We start from the raw sequence: 20063 nt of genomic DNA on the forward strand, positions 1-20063 counted from the left end.
GCGTGCCGTCGTGGCGCGCAATGGCACATACAGGTGCACGACACGATGAGCGATCGACCCTACGCCCCGTCCTGCGACCGCAACCGCGATCCGATCCTGCAGGTGCTGCAGCGGCACTTCACCGATCGTCGCCAGGTGCTGGAGATCGGCAGCGGCACCGGCCAGCACGCAGTGCATTTCGCCGCGGCGCTGCCGCAGCTGACCTGGCAATGCAGCGAGCGTGCCGAGCACCTGCCCGGCATCGCGCAATGGCTGGAGGCGGCGGCGTTGCCGAACACGCCGCCGGCGCTGGCCCTGGACGTGCGCGAGGGGCCGTGGCCGCGCACTGGCTACGATGCGGTGTTCACCTCCAATACCTTGCACATCATGGGCTGGGACGCGGTGCAGGCGTTCTTCGCCGGCGTCGGCCAACTGCTGGCAAACAGCGCCGACGGCATGCTGGTGGTCTACGGCCCCTTCAACTACGGCGGCGCCTTCACCAGCGACAGCAATCGCGACTTCGATGCGTGGCTGAAGGCGCGCGACCCGGCCAGCGGCATCCGCGATGCCGAGGCGGTGGACGCGCTGGCCCAGGGGCAGGGACTGGCGCTGCAGGAAGACGTGGCGATGCCGGCCAACAACCGCTGCCTGGTCTGGCGCCGCGGCTGAGGCAGGAGCGCCACCCGGCGATGCCTTGGCGTCGTGCGGGTGCGCGATCGCGCAGGCGGATGCGCCGTGGGCGCCCAATCTGACTGCGTCAGCCATGTCGTGACTGTGCATGCGTCAGCGACGCGCAGTGCGCGGTCGTACCGAATACGCCGACGTGCTTGATGCAGCACTGTCTTGGCCGGTTCCATGCCTGCGCTGCATGGTGGGCGACGCAGTAGGCGTTGCGTCCAGGTGACGAAGCCGCACTCTCTCCCTCATCACGGGTTCACTGCCGTGCCACGGCGGATTCACCGCGCGCTTGCGACTGTGCGCCGACACCCGCCGCCGCCCATGTGCCTGCGGCCGGTGCTTCCTACCTTCGCCACGGAGCGTTCCCATGGACAACAACGACAAAGCCCGCGATCTCAATCGCGATCCGATTTCCGGCACCCCGGGTTCGCATCCGGTCGGGGTCGGCATTGGCGGTACCGCCGGCGGCGTGGCCGCGGGCGCGCTGGCCGGCACGGTGTTCGGGCCGCTCGGCACCTTGATCGGCGCGGCGGTGGGCGTGGTCGCCGGCGCAGCCGCGGGCAAGGGCGTGGCCGAGCGCATCGACCCCACCGGCGAGGATGCGTACTGGCGCGAGGAGTATCGCAACCGCGACTACGCCAAGGCCGATTACGACTACGACCGCGACTACGCCGCGGCCTATGGCCTGGGCCTGCAGGCACGCGAGCAGTATCCCTCGCGCACCTGGGACGAACACGAGCGCGAGCTGTCGCACGACTGGGGCACGCGCCGCGGCGACTCGCATCTGGAGTGGGACGAGGCGCGGCTGGCCGCGCGCGATTCCTGGGAGCGTGCCGACGCCACTTACCGCACCTACGAGGACAGCGACCGCTACTACGCCGATCGCTTCGACACCGTGGACTACCGCGAGACCGACAGCAGCTACGACGACTACCGCCCGGCCTACCGCTACGGCGTGCAGGCGCGCAGCCGCTACCGCGACCGGGTCTGGGACGACCGCCTGGACACCGACCTGGAAAGCGGCTGGGAGCGCGCCAAGGATCGCTCGCGGCTGAGCTGGGCACAGGCCAAGGCGGCGGTGCGCGAGGCCTTCGATTCCGATCGCTACGATCGCCCGGGCCGCGGCAACCCGCCTGATCCGCGGGTTTGATTTCAACGTTCGTTCCGTTGAGTGCCTTCGCTCGGGTTGCCGCCCGGCACTCGACCGAGTGACGTCTTGATACGACACAGCGGCCGCTCGCCCAGGGCCGCTGTGTCGTATGCGAAGTGTACGCAAGCGACCGTGTGGGAGGGACTTCAATCCCGACGCGCAGACCCTTCCGTCATCGGCAGCATCGCGATCGACCGGGATCCATCTGCATGGTAGTAGTGCGCTGCAAACCGTTGGGCATAGGCTGCATCGCCACCTGGTGACATGGCAGGTCGCGGCTGAAGCCGCTCCTGCAGCCTGGTTCCTACGGTCCGTCCGATGTCGGTGAGCTATCCGGAGGTTGTTGAGACGTCGATTGCGACGAATCGTCCTCCTCCGCCTCCGCCTCCGCCTCCGCGTCTTCCTTCAAGGCGGCATCCCACCAGGCCGGCGCCGCCAGCCGTTCTTCTCCATAGCCGTTCATGCAACCTGTTCGTTGTTGCTCCAGGCGCTTGTAGTCCAGGGTGAGACGCTGCACGTCCTGTTGCTCTGGCCACTCTGTGTAGGCGAAGTAGCCCTCGTACTGGTTCCCATTGATGCAGGCGATATACGAATCCGCCCGCAGCCCGGCTGCCTGAAAGACCAACACCCGCGCTTCGCCGTTGCGATCCAGGCGGCCATGGAAGACCGTCCATTTGCCCGACGCGCAACTCGCGCCGGAGATCCCCATGTAGCTCAGACACGGAATCGACCACACGTCCTGCTGGACGCGGATCCTAGCGCCCGAGAGTGGCCGATCGGGTCCCGCCACGACACGGATCGTGATGAACCGCGGCATGATCCAGGGGCCGGCGTGCTCCGCCAGCAGGTAGAACAGCAGGATGGCGCCCACCAGCGCCACGCATGCGAGTTTGAGCAAACGCTTCACGCGATGTTCCTTCGAGGGTGATGCGGCCGTGGATCGCTGGCGATCCACGCAACGTGCGGATGATGCCCAAGGCCGGCCGCCCTGGGCGATGCTGCTGTCCTGCGTGCGGCTGGAGTCGGGTCGCGGCTGCAGCCGCTTCTGCAGCAGATGCACGGACGCCAGGGAACGCGGGAGGTTGGCAGGCGCAGCGCCAGCCGCGCCGCGTTCGGTCAGACGCCCCCGATGCCGCCACTGCGCCGCCGCTGCACGGCGGCAGGCGTTCGTCTCCCGCTCAGGCCGCCTGCACGATATGCAGCGCCTTCGGATTGCGCCAGGTCGCCAGCAGCCGCGCTTCCTGTTGCTTGGCCTCGTGCAGGTGCGCTTCCTTGACGTGGCCGTAGCCGCGGATGTGCTCCGGAATGCTGGCGATCTGCACCGCCAGCGCCAGGTTGTCCGCCTGCAGCCGCTGCAGCAGTTCGTCCACGGTGGCGAGGTAGTCGGCGATCAACTGCCGTTCGCCGCGCCGCTCGGCGCTGTAGCCGAACACGTCGAGGGCGCCACCGCGCAGGCGGCGCAGCTTGGCCAGCCACTTGAACGCGGTGAACATCCACGGGCCGTATTCGCGCTTGCGCAGCCGGCCTTGCGCGTCCTTCTTCGCCAGCAGCGGCGGCGCCAGGTGGAAGCGCACGCGGTAGTCGCCCTCGAACTGCGCCTGCAACTGCTGCGCGAACGCGCCGCTGGTGTACAGCCGCGCCACCTCGTACTCGTCCTTGTAGGCCATCAGCTTGAACGCGTAGCGCGCCACCGCTTCGGTCAGCGCGGTCGAGGTCGGCGCCACGCGCTGCTCGGCAGCGCGCACGCGCTCCACCAGCGCGGTGTAGCGCGCGGCGTAGGTGGCGTCCTGGTAGTCGACCAGGAAGGCGTGGCGGCGCGCGACCAACTCGTGCAGCGAGCGCGACAGGCGGCTGTCGTCCAGCGGCGCGTGGCCGGCCTCGCCGCTGTCGGCGGCGGCCGGCAGCTCGCGCGCCGGACGCGGATTGGCGGGATTGCGCGGCGCGGCGCTGGCGCCGGCCTCGTGGCCTTCCCACTCGCCGGGTGGCAGCTGCTGCAGCCCCGGCGCCTGGCGTTCGCGTTCGTCCGCGGCCGGATCGGCGAGACCCGCCGCGCGTCGCACCGCCGGCAGGTCCAGCGCCGCCAGGCGGCCCCAGGCGAAGGCCTGCTGGTTCATCGCCACCGCCGCGCCGTTGAGTTCGATCGCGCGCATCAGCGCCGCGTGCGACAAGGGCACAAGGCCCTGCTGCCAGGCGTAGCCGAGCATGAACAGGTTGCTGGCGATGGCGTCGCCGAGCAGCGCGGTGGCCAGCTGTGTGGCGTCGAGCAACAGCGGATCGCGCCCGCCCAGCGCCAGGCGCACGCCGGCAATGATCTCGGCGGCCGGGAACTGCATGTCCGGGTGCGTGGTGAAGGTGCCCGGCATCGCCTCGTAGCTGTTCAGCACCACCTGCGAGCGATCGCCGCGCACCTTGGACAGCGCCCAGTAGTCGTTGACCACCACCATGTCGCACCCCAGCACCAGGTCGGCCTCGCCGGCGGCGATGCGCACCGCGTGCAGGTCTTCCGGTTGCCGCGCAATGCGGATATGCGTGGTGACCGCGCCGCCCTTCTGCGCCAGGCCGGTCTGGTCGAGCACGCTGGCGCCCTTGCCCTCCAGGTGCCCGGCCATGCCCAGCAGCGCGCCGATGGTGACCACGCCGGTGCCGCCGACGCCGGTGATGAGGATGTTCCAGGGCTGGCTCAGGTCGCTGCGGAAGCTCGGCGCCGGCAACTGTTCCAGCAGTGCCGCGGCCTCGGCCTTGCGGCCCTTGCGCGGCTGCCCACCGTGCACGGTGACGAAGCTGGGGCAGAACCCGGACACGCAGGAGTAGTCCTTGTTGCAGCTGGACTGGTCGATCTGGCGCTTGCGCCCGTACTCGGTCTCCTTCGGCAGCACCGACACGCAGAAGCTCTTCTCGCCGCAATCGCCACAGCCTTCGCAGACCAGCGAGTTGACCAGCACGCGCTTGGGCGGATCGGGCAGCTTGCCGCGCTTGCGCCGGCGCCGCTTCTCGGTGGCGCAGGTCTGGTCGTAGATCAGCACGCTGGTGCCCTTGACCTCGCGCAGCCGCCGCTGCACCGCGTCCAGCTCGCTGCGGTCGTGGAAGTCCACCTCGCTGGGGAACAGCTCGCGGCGTCGCGTCCACTTGCCGATGTCGTCGCTGACCAGGGCGATGGTGTGCACGCCCTCGGCGCGCATCTGCCGGGCGATGTCGGGCACGCTGAGGGTGCCGTCCACCGGCTGCCCGCCGGTCATCGCCACCGCGTCGTTGTAGAGGATCTTGTAGGTGATGTTGACGCCGGCGGCGATCGACTGGCGGATCGCCAGCGAGCCGCTGTGGAAATAGGTGCCGTCGCCCAGGTTCTGGAACACGTGCGGGGTGTCGGTGAACGGCGCCTGCCCGGCCCAGGTGACGCCTTCGCCGCCCATGTGGGTGAAGGTGTCGGTGGCGCGGTCCATCCACGTCACCATGTAGTGGCAGCCGATGCCGCCGAGCGCGCGCGAGCCCTCCGGCACCACCGTGGAGGTGTTGTGCGGGCAGCCCGAGCAATAGTGCGGCACGCGCGGGAAGTTGGCGCGCGGCAGCGCCATCTCGGCTTCCTTGGCTTCCATCCAGCGCAGCCGCTGTTCGATCGAGTCGGTGTTCACCGCGGCCGACTGCGGCAGGCGCAGGATGCGCCGGCCGATCACCCCGGCGATGGTGGCCGGGGTCAGTTCGCCGGTGGACGGCAGGATCCATTCGCCGGCCTCGTCGTACTTGCCGACGATGCTCGGGCGCGGGCCGGCGCTGGCCGGCCAGTTGTAGAACTGTTCCTTCATCTGCCGCTCGATGAAGGCCTTCTTCTCCTCCACCACGACGATGTCCTGCAGCCCGCGCGCGAACGCGGCGATGCCCAGCGGCTCCAGCGGCCAGGTCATGCCGACCTTGTACACGCGGATGCCGATGCGCGCGCAGGCGTCCGCGTCCAGGCCCAGGTATTCCAGCGCCTGCAGCACGTCCAGGTAGCTCTTGCCGGTGGTGACGATGCCCAGCCGCGCCTGCGGCGCATCCATCACCGTGCGGTCGATGCCGTTGGCGCGGGCGAAGGCCTGCGCCGCGCGCACCGCGTAGCGATGCAGGCGCATTTCCTGGTCCAGCGGCGGATCCGGCCAGCGGATGTTGAGGCCGCCCGGCGGCAGGTCGAAATCCTCCGGCAGCACGATCTGCCGCGCGAACGGATCCACCTGCACTGAGGCCGAGGATTCCACCGTCTCGGCGATGGTCTTGAAGCCGATCCAGCGCCCCGTGTAGCGGCTCATCGCCCAGCCGAGCAGGCCCATGTCGAGGATGTCCTGCACCCCGGCCGGATTGAGCACCGGCATCATCGCGCTGACGAACTCGTCTTCCGAGCCGTGCGGCAGGGTCGAGCTGCGGCACGCGTGGTCGTCGGCGGCCAGCGCCAGCACGCCGCCATGGCGCGAGGTGCCGGCGGCGTTGCCGTGCTTGAACACGTCGCCGCAGCGGTCCACGCCCGGGCCCTTGCCGTACCACATGGCATACACACCATCCACGCGCGCGCCGGGGAACAGGTTGGTCTGCTGCGTGCCCCAGACCATGGTCGCGCCCAGGTCCTCGTTGAGTCCGGGCTTGAACACCACGTTGGCCGCGTCCAGATGCTTGCGCGCGCGCCACAGTTCCAGGTCGAAACCGCCCAGCGGGCTGCCGCGGTAACCGCTGACGAAGCCGCCGGTGTTCAGCCCGGCGGCGCGGTCGCGCAGTTGCTGCATCAATGGCAGCCGCACCAGCGCCTGCACCCCGGACAGATAGATGCGGCCATCGGTGCGGGTGTACTTGTCTTCCAGCGTATAGCGGGTGTCCACGCCGTCGGCGGCCGCTGCGGCGAGGGAGGACGACGGACGCGGATCGGCGATGCGGTTCATGGCTTGCCCGGAAATGGAAGGCTGGCGGGCGCGCAGCGCCTGCCGCGCGCGATCGCCCCGATTGTATCAGCGGCGATTTTTGCACCCGTTCTCGTCCACGCCGGCCGTGGCGGGGTAGGATGGGACCCGGGTGAGGGGATCACTCCAGGGGATTGCAGCAGTGAAGGCATACACATACGCAGTGGCCGCGATGCTGGCCTGCATCGGCCTGGCCACCGCGGCCAGCGTGCGGGCGCAGGCATTGCCGGCACCGAAAGAGTTCTACTTCGACGAAGACCGCGGCACCACCCGTCCGGTCACCGCCATCGCCGGCAGCGGCGAGGCCCTGGTGGATCGTCTGGCCAGTGCCGTGCAGCGCGATCCCAACGCCAACGAGGCGCGCGCGCAGCTGGCCGGCATCGCCATGGCCGGCGGCCGCCAGGAACTGGGCGAACAGCTGTATCAGGCCGCGTTGCATGCGCTGCCCGCCGGCGTGCAGCGGCGCCAGGTGCAGTGGAACTATGGCTGGGACCTGCTGCGCGCAGGTGATCCGGCGCGCGCGCTGGCGCAGTGGAGCGCACTGGTCAACGGCCGCCCGGCGGCGCCGGACTGGCTGCCGCCGACCCTGGCGCTGACGTTGTGGCGCCTGCAGCGCAAGGACGAGGCGGTGAAGTGGTACGCCGCGGCGGCGCGCACCTGGCCGGACAAGTGGGGCGCCAATGCCGATTTCGCGGCGTTGCTGCCGGCCTGGCGCGACGACGAGCGCGCGACCCTGGCGGAGGTGCAGGCCGCCTGGAAGGCCGCGCCGCCGGCCTGGCCCTGAGGCACGCGGGTCCAGGAGCACGACGCGGCCTGCGCGGGTGGCCGGCGCAATCTAGGGTCCGGGTGTGGCCGGTCGCGCAGCGCACTGTGTCGCCGCGCCTGCGCGAAGCGCCGGCCCGTGCTGGGCGCAGGCCTGGTGCGGCTTCGGTCGCGCGATGCCTCGACGGCCTGCGTGCGCATGCCATGCGATGATGCCGCGTACCCGCTGATTTCGTGCTGTGCCGATGGCTTTCGATGCGTTCGCCCTGATGTTGGTCATGCTGGCGCTCGGCAAGCTGTTCGCGCGTCAGCGCGTCCTGCCGGCCAACACCACCGAGGTGCTCAACGGGGTGGTGCTGTACCTGTGCCTGCCGGCCTCGGTGCTGATCTACGTGCCGCGCCTGCAGTTCAATCTGGAACTGCTCGGATTGATGCTGACGCCGTGGCTGCTGACCGGCGTGAGCGCGCTGGCGATGCTGGGCTTGCGCCGGCCGTTGCGGCTGCGCCGGGATCAGCAGGCGGTGCTGCTGCTGTGCGTGGCGCTGGGCAATTCCAGCTTCATCGGCTACCCGATGGTGCGCGCGCTGCTCGGCGAGGCGGCCTTGCCGTATGCGGTGGTCTACGACCAGTTCGGCACCTTCGTGCTGCTGTCCAGCTTCGGCCTGTACGTGCTGGCGCGCTACAGCGGCGAGGCGCCGCCGTCGCCGCGGCAGACGCTGTTGCGCATGGCGCGGTTCCCGCCGCTGTGGGCGCTGCTGTTCGCACTGACCCTGATGCCGGCGCAGCCGCCGGCGTGGATCGCCTCCGGCCTGCAGCACCTGGCCGACGCGATGCTGCCGCTGGTGATGCTGGCGGTGGGATTCTCGATCCAGTTGCGATTGCCGCGCGAAGAATTGGCGCCGTTGGCCGCCGGCCTGGTGCTGAAGCTGCTGGCGCTGCCGGCCCTGGCCTGGCCGCTGTCGTGGGCGCTGGGCCTGCGCGGGCAGGCGCTGCAGGCCAACGTACTGGAATCGGCGATGCCGACCATGATCACCGCCGCGCTGCTGGCGATCTCGCATCGCCTGGCGCCGCGCCTGGCCGCGGCCCTGGTCGGCTACGGGATTCTGCTGTCGCTGGTGACGTTGCCGGCGTGGGCGTGGTTGTTGGGGGCGTTGCGTTGAGCCTGCGCCGTGGCGCGGTACCTGGACCGGTGGGATCTGGCATGGCGTGCGCGTCGTACCCTCATCCGCCCCTGCGGGGCACCTTCTCCCGGAGGGAGAAGGGAGAAATCAAAGCCCCTCTCCCCCCGGGAGAGGGGTTGGGGTGAGGGTCGGGCGCAGCCTCGCATAGCGGCATCGCCCGTTGTCACCAACCGCCCGCCACTAATCCGCCGGCACCGTCCGCCCGCTGGCCCAGCTGCGCAGCGCCTGCACCTGTTCGGCCATCAGCACCGACAGCGGTCGGGTAGTGCGGATCTCCTGCATCAGCAGCTCGGTATCCAGCGGCCGCTGTTCGGCGTGCGCGGCATACAGCCCGGAGACGATCGCCTGCTCGATCTCGGCACCGGAGAACCCGTCGGCGGCGGCAGCCAAGGCCGGCAGCGCGAACGCGTCCGCATGCAGCTGCCGCCGCGTCAGGTGCAGGCGCAACAGCTCCACCCGCGTCTGCGGGTCGGGCAGGTCGACGAAGAAGATCTCGTCGAAGCGGCCCTTGCGCAGCAGTTCCGCCGGCAGCTCGTGCACCTGGTTGGCGGTGGCGACGATGAACACCGCGGCGCTGCCGTCGGCGCTGCCGCGTTCGGCCATCCAGGTCAGCAGCGTGCCGAGCACGCGCCGCGATACGCCGCCGTCCTCGCCGCCGCTGGCCAGGCCTTTCTCGATCTCGTCCATCCACAGCACGCACGGCGCCAGTTGCTCGACCGCGGCCAGCGCGTCGCGCAGGTTCTTCTCGGTCTCGCCGTGGTACTTGGCGTACAGCGCGCCCATGTCCAGGCGCAGCAGCGGCACGCCGAACCCCGCCGCGGTGGCCTTGGCCAGCATCGACTTGCCGCAGCCCTGCACGCCGAGCAGCAGCACGCCCTTGGGCGGGTCCAGCCCCGGCGGCGCGGTGCCGGCGAACACCGCGCGGCGCTGTGCGATCCACTGCTTGAGCCGGCGCGCACCGGCCACGTCCTCGAAGCGGGTGGCATCGTTGTCGTACTGCAGGTGGCCGCTGCGGTTGAGCAGTTCGAACTTGAGCTTGGCCAGTTGCGGCAGGTCGGATGCGGTGAGCGCGCCGTCGGCGTAGATCAGTTGCCGGGCGATGCGCCGCGCGTCGATCAGGCTGAGCCCGCGCAGGTTGCGCAGGATCTGCTTGACCGCATCGCCGTCGACCTCCACCCGGCGTCCGCCGAACTCGCGCGCGTAGCCCAGCGCTTCCTCCTGCACCATCTTCAGCAGCGCGTTGGCATCGGGCAGGCGCGGATTGAAGCGGGTCGCCAGCGCTTCCAGCTCGGCCGGCAGCTCGATCCGCGTGCCGATCAGCACCAGCACGTGCGGCTGGCAGTGGCGGCGCTCGACGATGTCGCGCAGCAGGCGCTGGTGGCTGGCGTAGCCCAGGTACGGGGTGACGTCGAGCAGCAAGTAGATGCCGCGCTGATCGGCCTGCTTGATCGCCTGCAGCACCGCGCTGGCGTCCGGCGGCCCGCTCGGCGGGTCCTCGCGGTCCAGGTCGATGCGGCGCAGGCCCTCGGTGATCGACCAGCGGTGCAGGGCGCGCCAGACCTGCATCAAGGCCTGCCGGAACAGGTCGACGATGCGCGCCTCCTCCTGCGTCTCGATCACGATCAGGGGCGTGTTGGCGCGGATCAGCGCGACCAGGTCCTGCAGCTCGCTCATGGCATCGGAAGGCGAAGGGGGCCGCCACGATAGCAAGCCCGGCGGCTGGCGGCGTGCTGCGCGTTGACTACCGGCTGACGTAGGGCCGGTGTACGCTCCGGCTTCTTCCCCCGGAAGCGAGGCGTGCATGAAGACGATCCTGGTGGCCGGCTCCAAGGGCGGCGTGGGCAAGACCACGGTCGCCACGCACCTGGCGGCGTCCTACGCGCTGGCAGGCAAGCGCACGGTGCTGGCCGATGCCGATCCGCAGGGCTCCTCGACCCGCTGGGCCGAACGCCGTGCCGGCCTGGACAGCGCGGTGCTGCCGATCGACGCCAGCCACAAGCGCAGCTGGCGCGCGGCGCTGCCCGACGACGCGCAGCGGGTGATCGTCGACGCCGCCGCCGGCGCCATGGCCGAGGACCTGACCCATTTCCTCGACGAGGCCGACGCGGTGGTGGTGCCGGTGATGCCCTCGGCGCTGGACATCGAGGCCACCGTCGGCTTCCTCAACACCCTGGCCAAGGTGCCGCGGGTGCACCAGCGCAAGCTGCCGGTCGGGCTGGTGCTCAACCGCAGCAAGCCCTGGACCAATGCCACCCAGCAGGCGCTGCAGATGCTGGGCGAATGGCCCTACCCGGTGGTGGCGCAACTGCGCGACAGCCAGGCCTACGTGGTGCTGGTGGGGCTGGGCCGCAGCCTGTTCGATTACCACTCCGTCCAGGTCCGCGACCACCAGCAGGACTGGGAACCGTTGCTCAAGTGGCTCAAGAAGGCCTGACCGATGACCATCGTTTTGCGAGAAGTGATCCTGCTGCGCCATGCCCACGCCGAACCGGCCGACACCGGCCAGGCCGATTTCGACCGGCCGCTGTCGCCGCACGGCCTGGCCGAGGCCGAGGCGGCCGGGCGCTGGCTGCTGGAACAGCGGCTGGTGCCGGACCGGGTGCTGTGTTCGCCGGCGCGGCGCGCGCGCGAGACCCTGGAGGCGGTGCTGGAGCTGACCGGCTACGTCGAGCAGCGCCTGGAGCCGCGCATCTACGAGGCGACCTCGGGCACCCTGGCCGATCTGCTGGACGGCCATCGCGATGTCGAGCGGCTGTTGCTGGTCGGCCACAACCCGGGCCTGGAGCGGCTGGCGGCGCTGATGCACAGCGGCCAGTCCGGCGACTACCGCGGCATGCCCACCGCCAGCGTCGCCGTGCTCGGGGTCCCGCACGACGCGGCGATCGAGCCGGGCGTGGCGCGCTTGACCGCGTTCTGGTGGCCCTGAGCCCGCTGCGCAGGTTCCTGCGGCCGGCGCTGTGCGCCGCGCTGCTGCCGTTGTGTCTGTGGTGCGCCGTCGGCCACGCGCAGGTGACGCCGGCCTTGCTGGCGCCCGGCGAATACGCCCTGGACCCGGCGCAGTCGCGCTTCGGGTTCGAGATCCGCACCCGCTTCGGCCAGCGCATCGAAGGCTTCTTCCCGCGCTACGAGGGCACCGTGCACGTGCTGCCCGACGGCCGCCATCAGGTGCACCTGCGCCTGTTCACCGCCTACGTGGAAATCCCCGGCAAGCCGCGCTACACCGGCTGGATGCGCGGCGAGGATTTCTTCGACGCGCCGCGCTACCCCACCGTGTCCTTCGACTCGCAGCCGTTCTCGCCGCAGGTGCTGGGCAAGGGCGGGCCGATCCCCGGCATCCTGAGCATCCGCGGGATCAGCCACGCCGAGACGCTGACCGTCATGCCGGCCGCATGCGCCCGCGCAGGCTATGATTGCGACGTCATCAGCCGCGGTACGGTATTGCGTGGACGTTACGGAATGGACAAGTGGGATCTGGCCTTGAGCGACCGGGTCACCTTCGTGCTGCGCGCACGCCTGACCGAGGCGGCCACTCGGTGATATCGAAATTGATGCGGGTGCTGGTGGTGGTGGCGCTGCTGCTCGGCAGCGGCTGCGCGAGCCTGTCGCAGGCGCAGCACGGCCGCGCCGTGGCGATCGCCGAGGCCGCGCGCGACCGCCAGGTCGACTGCACGCGCGGGGACCACTGCGCGCTGGCCTCGCCGCTGCGCGGGCTGGCCGGCAAGGCCTTCGCCCAGTCCGGCGACGGCGCGCCGCGCCACTACGCCACCATCCTCGACCACGGCGAAGAAGCGCTGGTGGCGCGGGTCAACCTGATCCGCAGCGCCAGCCGCAGCATCGACCTGCAGACCTACATCTTCGACAAGGACGACAGCGCGCGGCTGGTGATGGACGAGCTGCTGGCCGCGGCGCGGCGCGGCGTGCAGGTGCGCGTGCTGATCGACCAGCTCTCGGCGATCTCCGACCTGCAGATCCTCGGCGCGCTGGCCGGCGCGCACGAGAACTTCTCGCTGCGCATCTACAACCCCACCTTCGGCCTGGCCAAGCCCAACTACTTCCACTACGCCGCCAGCGTGCTGTGCTGTTTCCGCCGCTTCAACCAGCGCATGCACAACAAGCTGCTGGTGATCGACGATGCGATCGGCGTGGTCGGCGGGCGCAACTACCAGGACGACTATTTCGACTGGGACGCCGAGTACAACTTCCGCGACCGCGACGTGCTGGTCGCCGGCCCGGTGGCGCGGTCGATGGCCGCCAATTTCGACGCCTACTGGGCGGCCCGGCGCAGCGTGCCGGTGGCGCGGCTCAACGACGTCGGCAAGCTGCTGCTGCGCCAGGGCGTGCCGGCGATGCCGCCGGCGCAGTTCCTGCGCCCGGAGCGGGTGCAGCGGGTCAGCGAGGAGGCGTCCGATCCGGCCTTCGTGGAGAACGCCTTCGTGCTGCCGGCGCTGCCGGTGAAGCATGTGGACTACGTCGCCGACCTGCCGCAGAAGCACCGCCGCGAGCACGGCCCCAAGGCCATCTCCACCGCGCCCAAGCTCGACCGGCTGATTGCCGACGCACGCCAGGAGATCATCCTGCAGACGCCGTACCTGGTGCTGTCGGACCCCGCGCAGGAGATCTTCCGCGACCTGCGCAAGCGCACCCCGCCACCGCGCGTGGTGGTGGCCACCAACAGCCTGGCCGCCACCGACAACCCGGTGGTGTATGCACTGTCCTACAAGTACAAGCGCCGCAACCTGCGCGAACTGGGCTTCGACATCTACGAGTACAAGCCGTTCCCGCTGGATGCGCCGGTGGACTACGCCAACCTGCTGCCGGCGCCGTTGCAGGGCGAGGTGCCGGCCACGCCGGCCAGCGGCGACAACGCAGGCGAGAGCGCCGGCGATCCCGGCCGCGGCCGCACCACGTTGCTGGGCGGCAGCGCGGCCGGACGCAGTTCGCTGCTGGGCAGCGGCAGTGGCGGGCCGTCCGGCAGCCGCGGCGACGGCAGCCAGGTCGCGCGCCGCGTGCTGCGCACCGAGACCCGTCCGTCGTACCTGAGCCGGCGCATCGCCAACCGGCCGCTGCCGGTGACCCGCGAGGGCGCGCGCATGGGCCTGCACGCCAAGTCGCTGGTGGTGGACCGCCGCGTCGGCGTGATCGGCACCCACAACTTCGACCCGCGCAGCGAGACCTACAACACCGAGGGTGCGGTGATCGTCGACGACCCGGCGTTCGCGCAGGCGCTGGCGGCCAGCATCGGCCGCGACATCGAGCCGGAGAATTCCTGGGTGGTGGCGCCGCGGGTCAAGCCGCCGGTGCTGTCGGGCCTGAACTACAGCATGGGCAAGGTTTCCGAGGCGCTGCCGGTGCTGGACTTCTGGCCATGGCGCTACGCCACCGACTACGAATTCCAGCCCGGCCCCGACTGCCCGGCGCCGCTGACCCGGCGCGACCCCGGTTTCCACCGCTGCTACAGCGCGGTCGGCGACTTCCCCGAGGTCAACGTCGGCCCGAAGTGGCTGCTGGTGCGGATGTTGACCGCGTTCGGCTCGGGCTTGGTACCGATTCTCTGAGGGGCGGGGATTTGGGATTCGGGATTGGGGATGAGCAGCCATTCGGCTGCTGAAAAGCGGGGAACCGTAAAAGCGGGTTCCTGCGACCGGATGCCCCGTGCAGGCGCGATAATGCCCGCGCAGGGGATGCCGCTGTTGCCAATCCCCAATCCCGAATCCCCAATCCCGGCCCCCCAATGCCCTTTCGCGAACCTGCCGATCTCGCCGTCCTCAACGCCGATTGCCGCGACACCCTGATCGCGCACCTGGGCATCGTCTTCACCGAAGCCGGGCCGGACTGGTTGCGGGCGACGATGCCGGTGGACGCGCGCACGCGGCAGCCGTACGGGCTGCTGCACGGCGGCGCATCGGTGGTGCTGGCCGAGACCCTGGGCAGCACTGCCGGCAACCTGTGCGTGGAGCCGGGGCGGATCTGCGTGGGTCTGGAAATCAACGCCAACCACCTGCGCGCCGCGCGCAGCGGCACGGTCACCGGCACCGCGCGGCCGCTGCACGTGGGCCGGACCACGCAGGTGTGGGAGATCCACATCGAGGACGCGGCCGGCAAGCCGGTGTGCGTGTCGCGGCTGACCCTGGCGGTGGTCGACCGCGGCTGAGCCCGGTCCCGGGCTGAACCCTGCCTCGGCGGTCACGGGCGACGTGTCTGCGGGCGCGTCTTCGGGGTGACACAATTGTCCGCTAGGCCCCCGCTTCCGGTACCCTTGTTCGAATGAGCGAGTTCTCCCCACCCGCCATGCGCCAATACGGTGGGGCGCTGCGCTGGGTTCGTTACGGCTACCGCGTGCCGCTGCTGGCGTTGCACGTGCTGTTGTCGCTGCCGTTCCTGCTGGTGTGCATGGCGCTGTCGCCCGGCCGCGCCGGCACCGAGTCCTTCGGCGACCGCATGGTCTGCTGGTGGTCGACCTGGCTGCTGCGCATCTTCGGCCTGCGCGTGCGCCGCATCGGCGCGCCGCTGCCCAATCCGGTGCTGTTCGTCGCCAACCATGTCAGCTGGATCGACATCGTGATGCTGCACAGCCAGCGCATGATGGGCTTCGTCGCCAAGCGCGAGATCGCCGGGTGGCCGCTGGTCGGCTGGCTGGCCGCGCGCGGGCAGACCATCTTCCACCAGCGCGGCAGCACCGAGTCGCTGGGCGGGGTATTGCAGGCGATGCTGGAGCGGCTGCGCTCCGGCTGCTCGGTCGGTGTGTTCCCGGAAGGGCGCACCCGCGGCGGCCAGGACGTGGGGCCGTTCCATGCGCGCATCTTCCAGGCCGCGGTCGAGGCCGAGGTGGCGGTGCAGCCGGTGGCGCTGCGCTACGGTGCCGGCGGCTCTGCGCAGCAGATCGTCGCGTTCCGCCCGCACGAGAGTTTCTTCGCCAACTTCCTGCGTCTGCTCGGCGAGCCGGGGCGGGTGGCCGAGGTGCATTTCCTGGAGCCGATCCGGCTGCAGGACGTGGAAGGGCGCCGCCGCATCGCCGAGATCTCGCGTGCGCGCATCGTCACGGCGATGGCACAACCCTGAACACCGGGACACTGTCGACGCCGCGCTTGACCGATTACTCCAGTCGACAGGCGCAAGCTCGCTGCCCATGAACGCGACCGATTACTCCCCCCCTCGCTGGCTGCGCAACCCGCACGTCCAATCGGTACTGGGTTCCAGCCTGCTGCGCGTGCGCCGTGGCGAACAGTTGCTCGCCGCCAGCGGCGCCACCACCACCTCGCACATCCTCGACGGCGGCGATGGCGTGCGCCTGCAGGGCTGGCTCAGCGTGCCGGCCGGCGAAGCGCCGCGCGGCACGGTGTTGCTGCTGCACGGCTGGGAAGGCAGCGCCGATTCCAGCTACATGCGCCTGACCGCGGCCAAGATGCTGGCGCTGGGCTACCAGGTGTTCCGGCTCAACTTCCGCGACCACGGCGGTACCCACCACCTCAACGTGGACCTGTTCCACTCCGAGCGGCTGGATGAAGTGGTCAACGCCGCCTGCGACCTGTGGCAGCGCTTCCCGGCGCCCACCCTGCTCGCCGCCGGCTACTCGCTGGGCGGCAATTTCGCCCTGCGCCTGGCGCTGCGCGCGCCGGCGGCGGGGCTGCCGCTGCAGCACGTGGCCGCGGTGTGCCCGTTGCTGGACCCGGCCACCACCATGCAGCGGATCGAGAACGGCCCGCAGTTCTACGACTGGTATTTCCGCCGCAAGTGGCGCGAGTCGCTGCTGCGCAAGCGCGAACTGTTCCCCGACCGCCACGGCTACGACGACGCCACCCTGGCGCTGGACATGCGCGGGCTGATGGCCTGGTTGGCCGAGCGCCACGCCGGCTTCGCCAGCCTGGACGCCTACTTCGACAGCTACTGCATCGCCGGCGAGCGCCTGCAAGGCCTGCGCGTGCCGGCCGACATCCTGATGGCCGAGGACGACCCGGTGATCCCCCTGGACGACTTCCGCAGCTGGCGCCTGCCGGACCTCGCGCGGCTGGAAATCGCCCGCTGGGGCGGGCATTGCGGCTTCATCGAGAACGCGCGCGGCGATGGCTTCGCCGAACGCTGGGTGGCCGAACGGCTGACCGAGGGGTTGGTGGAGGCCTAAGCGGCGTTGCGCGCAGGCCGGCGGGCGACCTCGCCCGCGCCCGCGTGCGGCAGGCGGTCGGCAAGGTGGGCGCACCGGGATTCCCGGGTGCGGCACGCGTCGACGCTCCTTCCGCCGTTCCCGCACCATCACCGCCGTCACCACGTAGCGCTGCCCGGCGCACCGAGTCATCTGCGCAGCCCGGCATGTTCGGCGCGCCTCGCCGCCGCGTGGCCTCAGTCCCCCCGCAGCGTCGGCGACATGGCCGCTCCCTGCGATGCCCGATGCGCCCGATGTGCCCGCCGCGCGGACGCAGGCGCCCGCGCAGGGCGGCCGGGCGCTCCCGCTACAATGCGGGTTTGCCCCAACGCCGGACCCACATGCACCAGCCCATTCTCGACGCCCTGCGCCGCCAGGACACCGCCGACGCGCTGCGTCTCGCCCAGACCTGGGCCGCCGAGGCCGCCGACGACCCGCAGGCCTTCCGCTGGCTGGCGCTGGCGCAGCAGCAGCACGGCGAGACTGCCGCCGCCCTGGACAGCATCGGCCGTGCGATCGCGCTGGCGCCGGAAGACGCCAGCCTGCACCTGCTGCACGCCGGCATGCTGGTCAGCGCCAACGATCTGGCCCAGGCCGAGGACGCGCTGGCGCAGACCGCGGCGCTGGATCCCAACGAATTCCTCGCCTACGTGATGCGTGCACACCTGGCGCTGGGCCGCGGCGACCTGGACGAAGTGGAGCGGCTCAGCCGCACCGCCGCGCGCCTGCAGCCGGAGCATCCGCAACTGCTCGGCGTGGACGGCATGCTGGCGCTGCGCCGCGGCGACGCCGACCGCGCGCTGGCGCTGCTCTCGCGCGCCAGCAACGCGCTGCCGGACGATCCCCGCCTGCTCTACGCGCTGGGTTTCGCCTATCTGGACAAGCAGCACTTCGCCTTCGCCGAGACCGCATTCCGCCGCGTCGCCGCGCTCACTCCGGGCACCGGCGCGGCGATGATGGCGCTGGTCGCGCAATTGGCCTACCGCCAGGGCCGCCTGGACGACGCCATCACCGCGCTGGAGGCGGTGCTGGCCGATCCGGCCGGCGATACCGCCAACATGCGCCGGCTGGCCGGCGAATACGCCCTGCAGGCCGACCGCCCGGCCGAGGCGCTGGACCACCTGCGCCGCACCCTGGCGGTGGCCCCGGCCGACCGCCGCACCCTGCACGCCGCGCTGATCGCCTGGCAGCGGCTGGGCACGATCGACGATGCCCGCGCCACCCTGGAAGCGGCGCTGGCCACCACCACCGACGCCCACGACCTGTGGCTGGCCCGGCTGGCGCTGGAGCCGGTGGGCGGCCCCGAGGCGCGCGCGCTGATCGCGCGCTGGCAGGCGGCGATGCCGGCGCACGTGCCGGCGCTGGAAGCGCAGCTGCGGGTGCACGACATGGCCGGCGAGCGCGACCAGGGCGAAGCCGTGGCGCAGCGCATCGTGGCGCTGGAACCGGGCCGGCTCAGCGGCGAGGAACGCCTGGTCGAGGCGCTGCTGGAGCGCGGCGAGCACGACGCCGCCATCGCCCACGTGCGCGGCCTGATGCAGCGCATGCCCGAACGCGACCGCACCGTGGTGCGGCCCTGGCTGGCGGCGGTGCAGGATGCGGCCGGGCGCCCGGACGACGCGCTGGCGACCTGGGTGGCCTTCCAGGAGGAGCAATTGCCGCACCGCCTGCCGCTGCCGCCGCTGGGCCAGGCCCCGGCGCAGTGGCCGCCGCTGGGCACTGTCGACCCGCAGAACCAGGCCCGCCCGCTGTTCGTCTGGGGTCCGCCGGGCAGCGGCGTGGAGCGGGTGATCGCGGTGATCGACGCGGCCAGCCCGGTATTGCGCGGCGACCGCTTCGGTCCGCAGCCGCCGACCGACGGCCTGCAGCGCTTCCGCAGCGTCGAGGAACTGGACAGCGGCGCCCTGGACGGTGCGGCGCTGGTCGCCGAGTGGCGCGCGCAACTGCCGGCGCGCGGCGTCGGCGACGGCAACATCGTCGACTGGCTGCTGTGGTGGGACAACGCGCTGCTGCGCGCGCTGCGCCCGCACCTGCCGGAAGGGCGGCTGCTGGTGGTGCTGCGCGACCCACGCGACATGCTGCTGGACTGGCTGGCCAACGGTGCCCCGGCGCCGCTGGGCCTGGCCTCGCCGGAGACCGGCGCGCAGTGGCTGGCGGCGGTGCTGGCGCAGGTGGCCGACCTGCACGAACAGGATCTGTATCCGCACCATCTGGTGCGCCTCGACGGCACCGAGCACGATCCGGCCGGCGTGGCGGCGGCGCTGGAGCAGGCGTTCGGCGTGGCGTTCCCGACCATCGCCACGGTCGGCCCGCCGCGCCTGGCTGCCGGCCATTGGCGTGCCTATGCCACGCCGCTGGCCGCCGCGTTCGCGCTGCTGACGCCGGTGGCGGTGCGCCTTGGCTACCCTGAAACCTGATTCCCCACGGAGATTCACGCATGCGTCTTCGCAGTGACAGCATCCAGCCGGGTCAGCCCATCGCCGCGACCTACGCGATGGGCCAGGCCGACGGCTTCGGCGGCAACCGCAATCCCCACCTCGCCTGGGACGCGGTGCCGGCCGGCACCCAGTCCTTCGTGCTGCTGTGCGTCGATCCGGACGTGCCGACCGTGGCCGAGATGGTCGGCCGCGACGACGTGCAGATCCCGGTCGAACAACCGCGCACCGAATTCGTGCATTGGGTGGCGGTGGACCTGCCCGCGGATCTGCGCGAGATCGCCGAGGGCAGCGCCAGCGACGGCGTAGTGGCCAAGGGCAAGCAGCAACCGCCCGGCCTGGACGGCGCGCGGCAGGGGCTGAACAGCTACACCGACTGGTTCGCCGGCGACGCGGCGATGGGCGGCGACTACCACGGCTACGACGGCCCGTATCCGCCGGCCAACGACCTGCGCGTGCACCGCTACTTCTTCCGCCTGTTCGCGCTGGATGTGGCGCGCCTGGACGTGCCGGCACGCTTCACCGCCGCCGATGCCCTGCGCGCGATGCAGGGCCACGTGCTGGCCGAAGCCAGCCTGCACGGCACCTACAGCCTCAATCCGGCGGCGAAGTGAGCACTAAAGCCCCTCTCCCGCCGGGAGAGGGGTTGGGGTGAGGGTCCGGCGCGCGAAGCGCTTAGCCCGATCTGACATTGCGAAGCTTCGCCCGTACCCTCATCCGCCCCTGCGGGGCACCTTCTCCCGACGGGAGAAGGGAAAAGCCGTAGCCCCTCTCCCGCCGGGAGAGGGGTTGGGGTGAGGGTCCGGCGCGCGCAGCGCCCCG

The 20063-nt window shown here is 71.1% G+C and carries 16 protein-coding genes; 13 read left to right on the forward strand and 3 right to left on the reverse strand.

The annotated features are described in order from the left end of the window. Window positions 1-45: 45 nt before the first annotated feature. On the forward strand, window positions 46-648 hold the full coding sequence (locus CEK66_RS14150; protein WP_152237339.1) for a DUF938 domain-containing protein: 603 nt from the start codon (window positions 46-48) through the stop codon (window positions 646-648). Window positions 649-1024: 376 nt separating this feature from the next. Then, on the forward strand, window positions 1025-1807 hold the full coding sequence (locus CEK66_RS14155) for a hypothetical protein (RefSeq protein WP_152237340.1): 783 nt from the start codon (window positions 1025-1027) through the stop codon (window positions 1805-1807). 304 nt (window positions 1808-2111) lie between these two features. Here the strand turns inward: CEK66_RS14155 and CEK66_RS14160 are convergent, their stop codons facing one another. Both CEK66_RS14160 and CEK66_RS14165 read right to left on the reverse strand, forming a co-directional pair. After that, on the reverse strand, window positions 2112-2714 hold the full coding sequence (locus CEK66_RS14160) for a hypothetical protein (RefSeq protein ID WP_226978614.1): 603 nt from the start codon (window positions 2712-2714) through the stop codon (window positions 2112-2114). Window positions 2715-2985: 271 nt separating this feature from the next. Further along, on the reverse strand, window positions 2986-6708 hold the full coding sequence (locus CEK66_RS14165; protein WP_152237341.1) for an indolepyruvate ferredoxin oxidoreductase family protein: 3723 nt from the start codon (window positions 6706-6708) through the stop codon (window positions 2986-2988). 190 nt (window positions 6709-6898) lie between these two features. Between CEK66_RS14165 and CEK66_RS14170 the strand changes: the two genes are divergently transcribed. Further along, entirely contained in the window at window positions 6899-7510 is a 612-nt protein-coding gene (locus CEK66_RS14170) for a tetratricopeptide repeat protein (RefSeq protein ID WP_152237351.1), read from the forward strand. A gap of 223 nt (window positions 7511-7733) precedes the next feature. After that, complete coding sequence (locus tag CEK66_RS14175; protein ID WP_017913048.1) at window positions 7734-8648, forward strand: AEC family transporter; 915 nt, start codon at window positions 7734-7736, stop codon at window positions 8646-8648. Between the two features lie 201 nt (window positions 8649-8849). On the opposite strand, the gene CEK66_RS14180 is transcribed toward CEK66_RS14175, so the two are convergent. Then, window positions 8850-10343 carry an AAA family ATPase gene (locus tag CEK66_RS14180; protein WP_152237342.1) on the reverse strand — a complete coding sequence of 498 codons (1494 nt, stop codon included), beginning with the start codon at window positions 10341-10343 and terminating at the stop codon, window positions 8850-8852. 127 nt (window positions 10344-10470) lie between these two features. On the opposite strand from CEK66_RS14180, the gene CEK66_RS14185 reads away from it, so the two are divergent. The 9 genes from CEK66_RS14185 to CEK66_RS14225 all read left to right on the forward strand — a co-directional run bounded on the left by CEK66_RS14185 (window position 10471) and on the right by CEK66_RS14225 (window position 19855). Further along, the gene (locus tag CEK66_RS14185; RefSeq protein ID WP_152237343.1) at window positions 10471-11103 is read left to right on the forward strand and encodes a ParA family protein; all 633 of its coding nucleotides are present in this window, start codon (window positions 10471-10473) and stop codon (window positions 11101-11103) included. A gap of 15 nt (window positions 11104-11118) precedes the next feature. Beyond that, window positions 11119-11595, forward strand: a complete 477-nt coding sequence (locus tag CEK66_RS14190; protein WP_010340932.1) for a histidine phosphatase family protein — start codon at window positions 11119-11121, stop codon at window positions 11593-11595. Window positions 11596-11651: 56 nt separating this feature from the next. Beyond that, window positions 11652-12206 carry a YceI family protein gene (locus CEK66_RS14195; protein WP_226977881.1) on the forward strand — a complete coding sequence of 185 codons (555 nt, stop codon included), beginning with the start codon at window positions 11652-11654 and terminating at the stop codon, window positions 12204-12206. Further along, window positions 12206-14224, forward strand: coding sequence for a phospholipase D family protein (locus tag CEK66_RS14200; RefSeq protein ID WP_152237352.1), 2019 nt, complete (start codon window positions 12206-12208; stop codon window positions 14222-14224). Before CEK66_RS14195 ends, CEK66_RS14200 begins: the two co-directional genes overlap by 1 nt. 176 nt (window positions 14225-14400) lie before the next feature. Next, window positions 14401-14820, forward strand: coding sequence for a hotdog fold thioesterase (locus CEK66_RS14205; RefSeq protein ID WP_017908098.1), 420 nt, complete (start codon window positions 14401-14403; stop codon window positions 14818-14820). Window positions 14821-14933: 113 nt separating this feature from the next. Continuing rightward, window positions 14934-15728 carry a lysophospholipid acyltransferase family protein gene (locus CEK66_RS14210; protein WP_152237345.1) on the forward strand — a complete coding sequence of 265 codons (795 nt, stop codon included), beginning with the start codon at window positions 14934-14936 and terminating at the stop codon, window positions 15726-15728. Between the two features lie 67 nt (window positions 15729-15795). Beyond that, window positions 15796-16788 (forward strand): alpha/beta fold hydrolase, encoded by a 993-nt coding sequence (locus CEK66_RS14215; protein WP_017908100.1) that lies wholly within the window; start codon window positions 15796-15798, stop codon window positions 16786-16788. Between the two features lie 359 nt (window positions 16789-17147). Beyond that, entirely contained in the window at window positions 17148-19223 is a 2076-nt protein-coding gene (locus tag CEK66_RS14220) for a tetratricopeptide repeat protein (protein WP_152237346.1), read from the forward strand. Window positions 19224-19243: 20 nt separating this feature from the next. Further along, entirely contained in the window at window positions 19244-19855 is a 612-nt protein-coding gene (locus tag CEK66_RS14225; protein WP_152182468.1) for a YbhB/YbcL family Raf kinase inhibitor-like protein, read from the forward strand. Window positions 19856-20063: the final 208 nt, after the last annotated feature.

The sequence above is a fragment of the Xanthomonas sp. LMG 12460 genome (assembly GCF_009192895.1).
Classification (GTDB): Bacteria; Pseudomonadota; Gammaproteobacteria; order Xanthomonadales; family Xanthomonadaceae; genus Xanthomonas_A; species Xanthomonas_A sontii.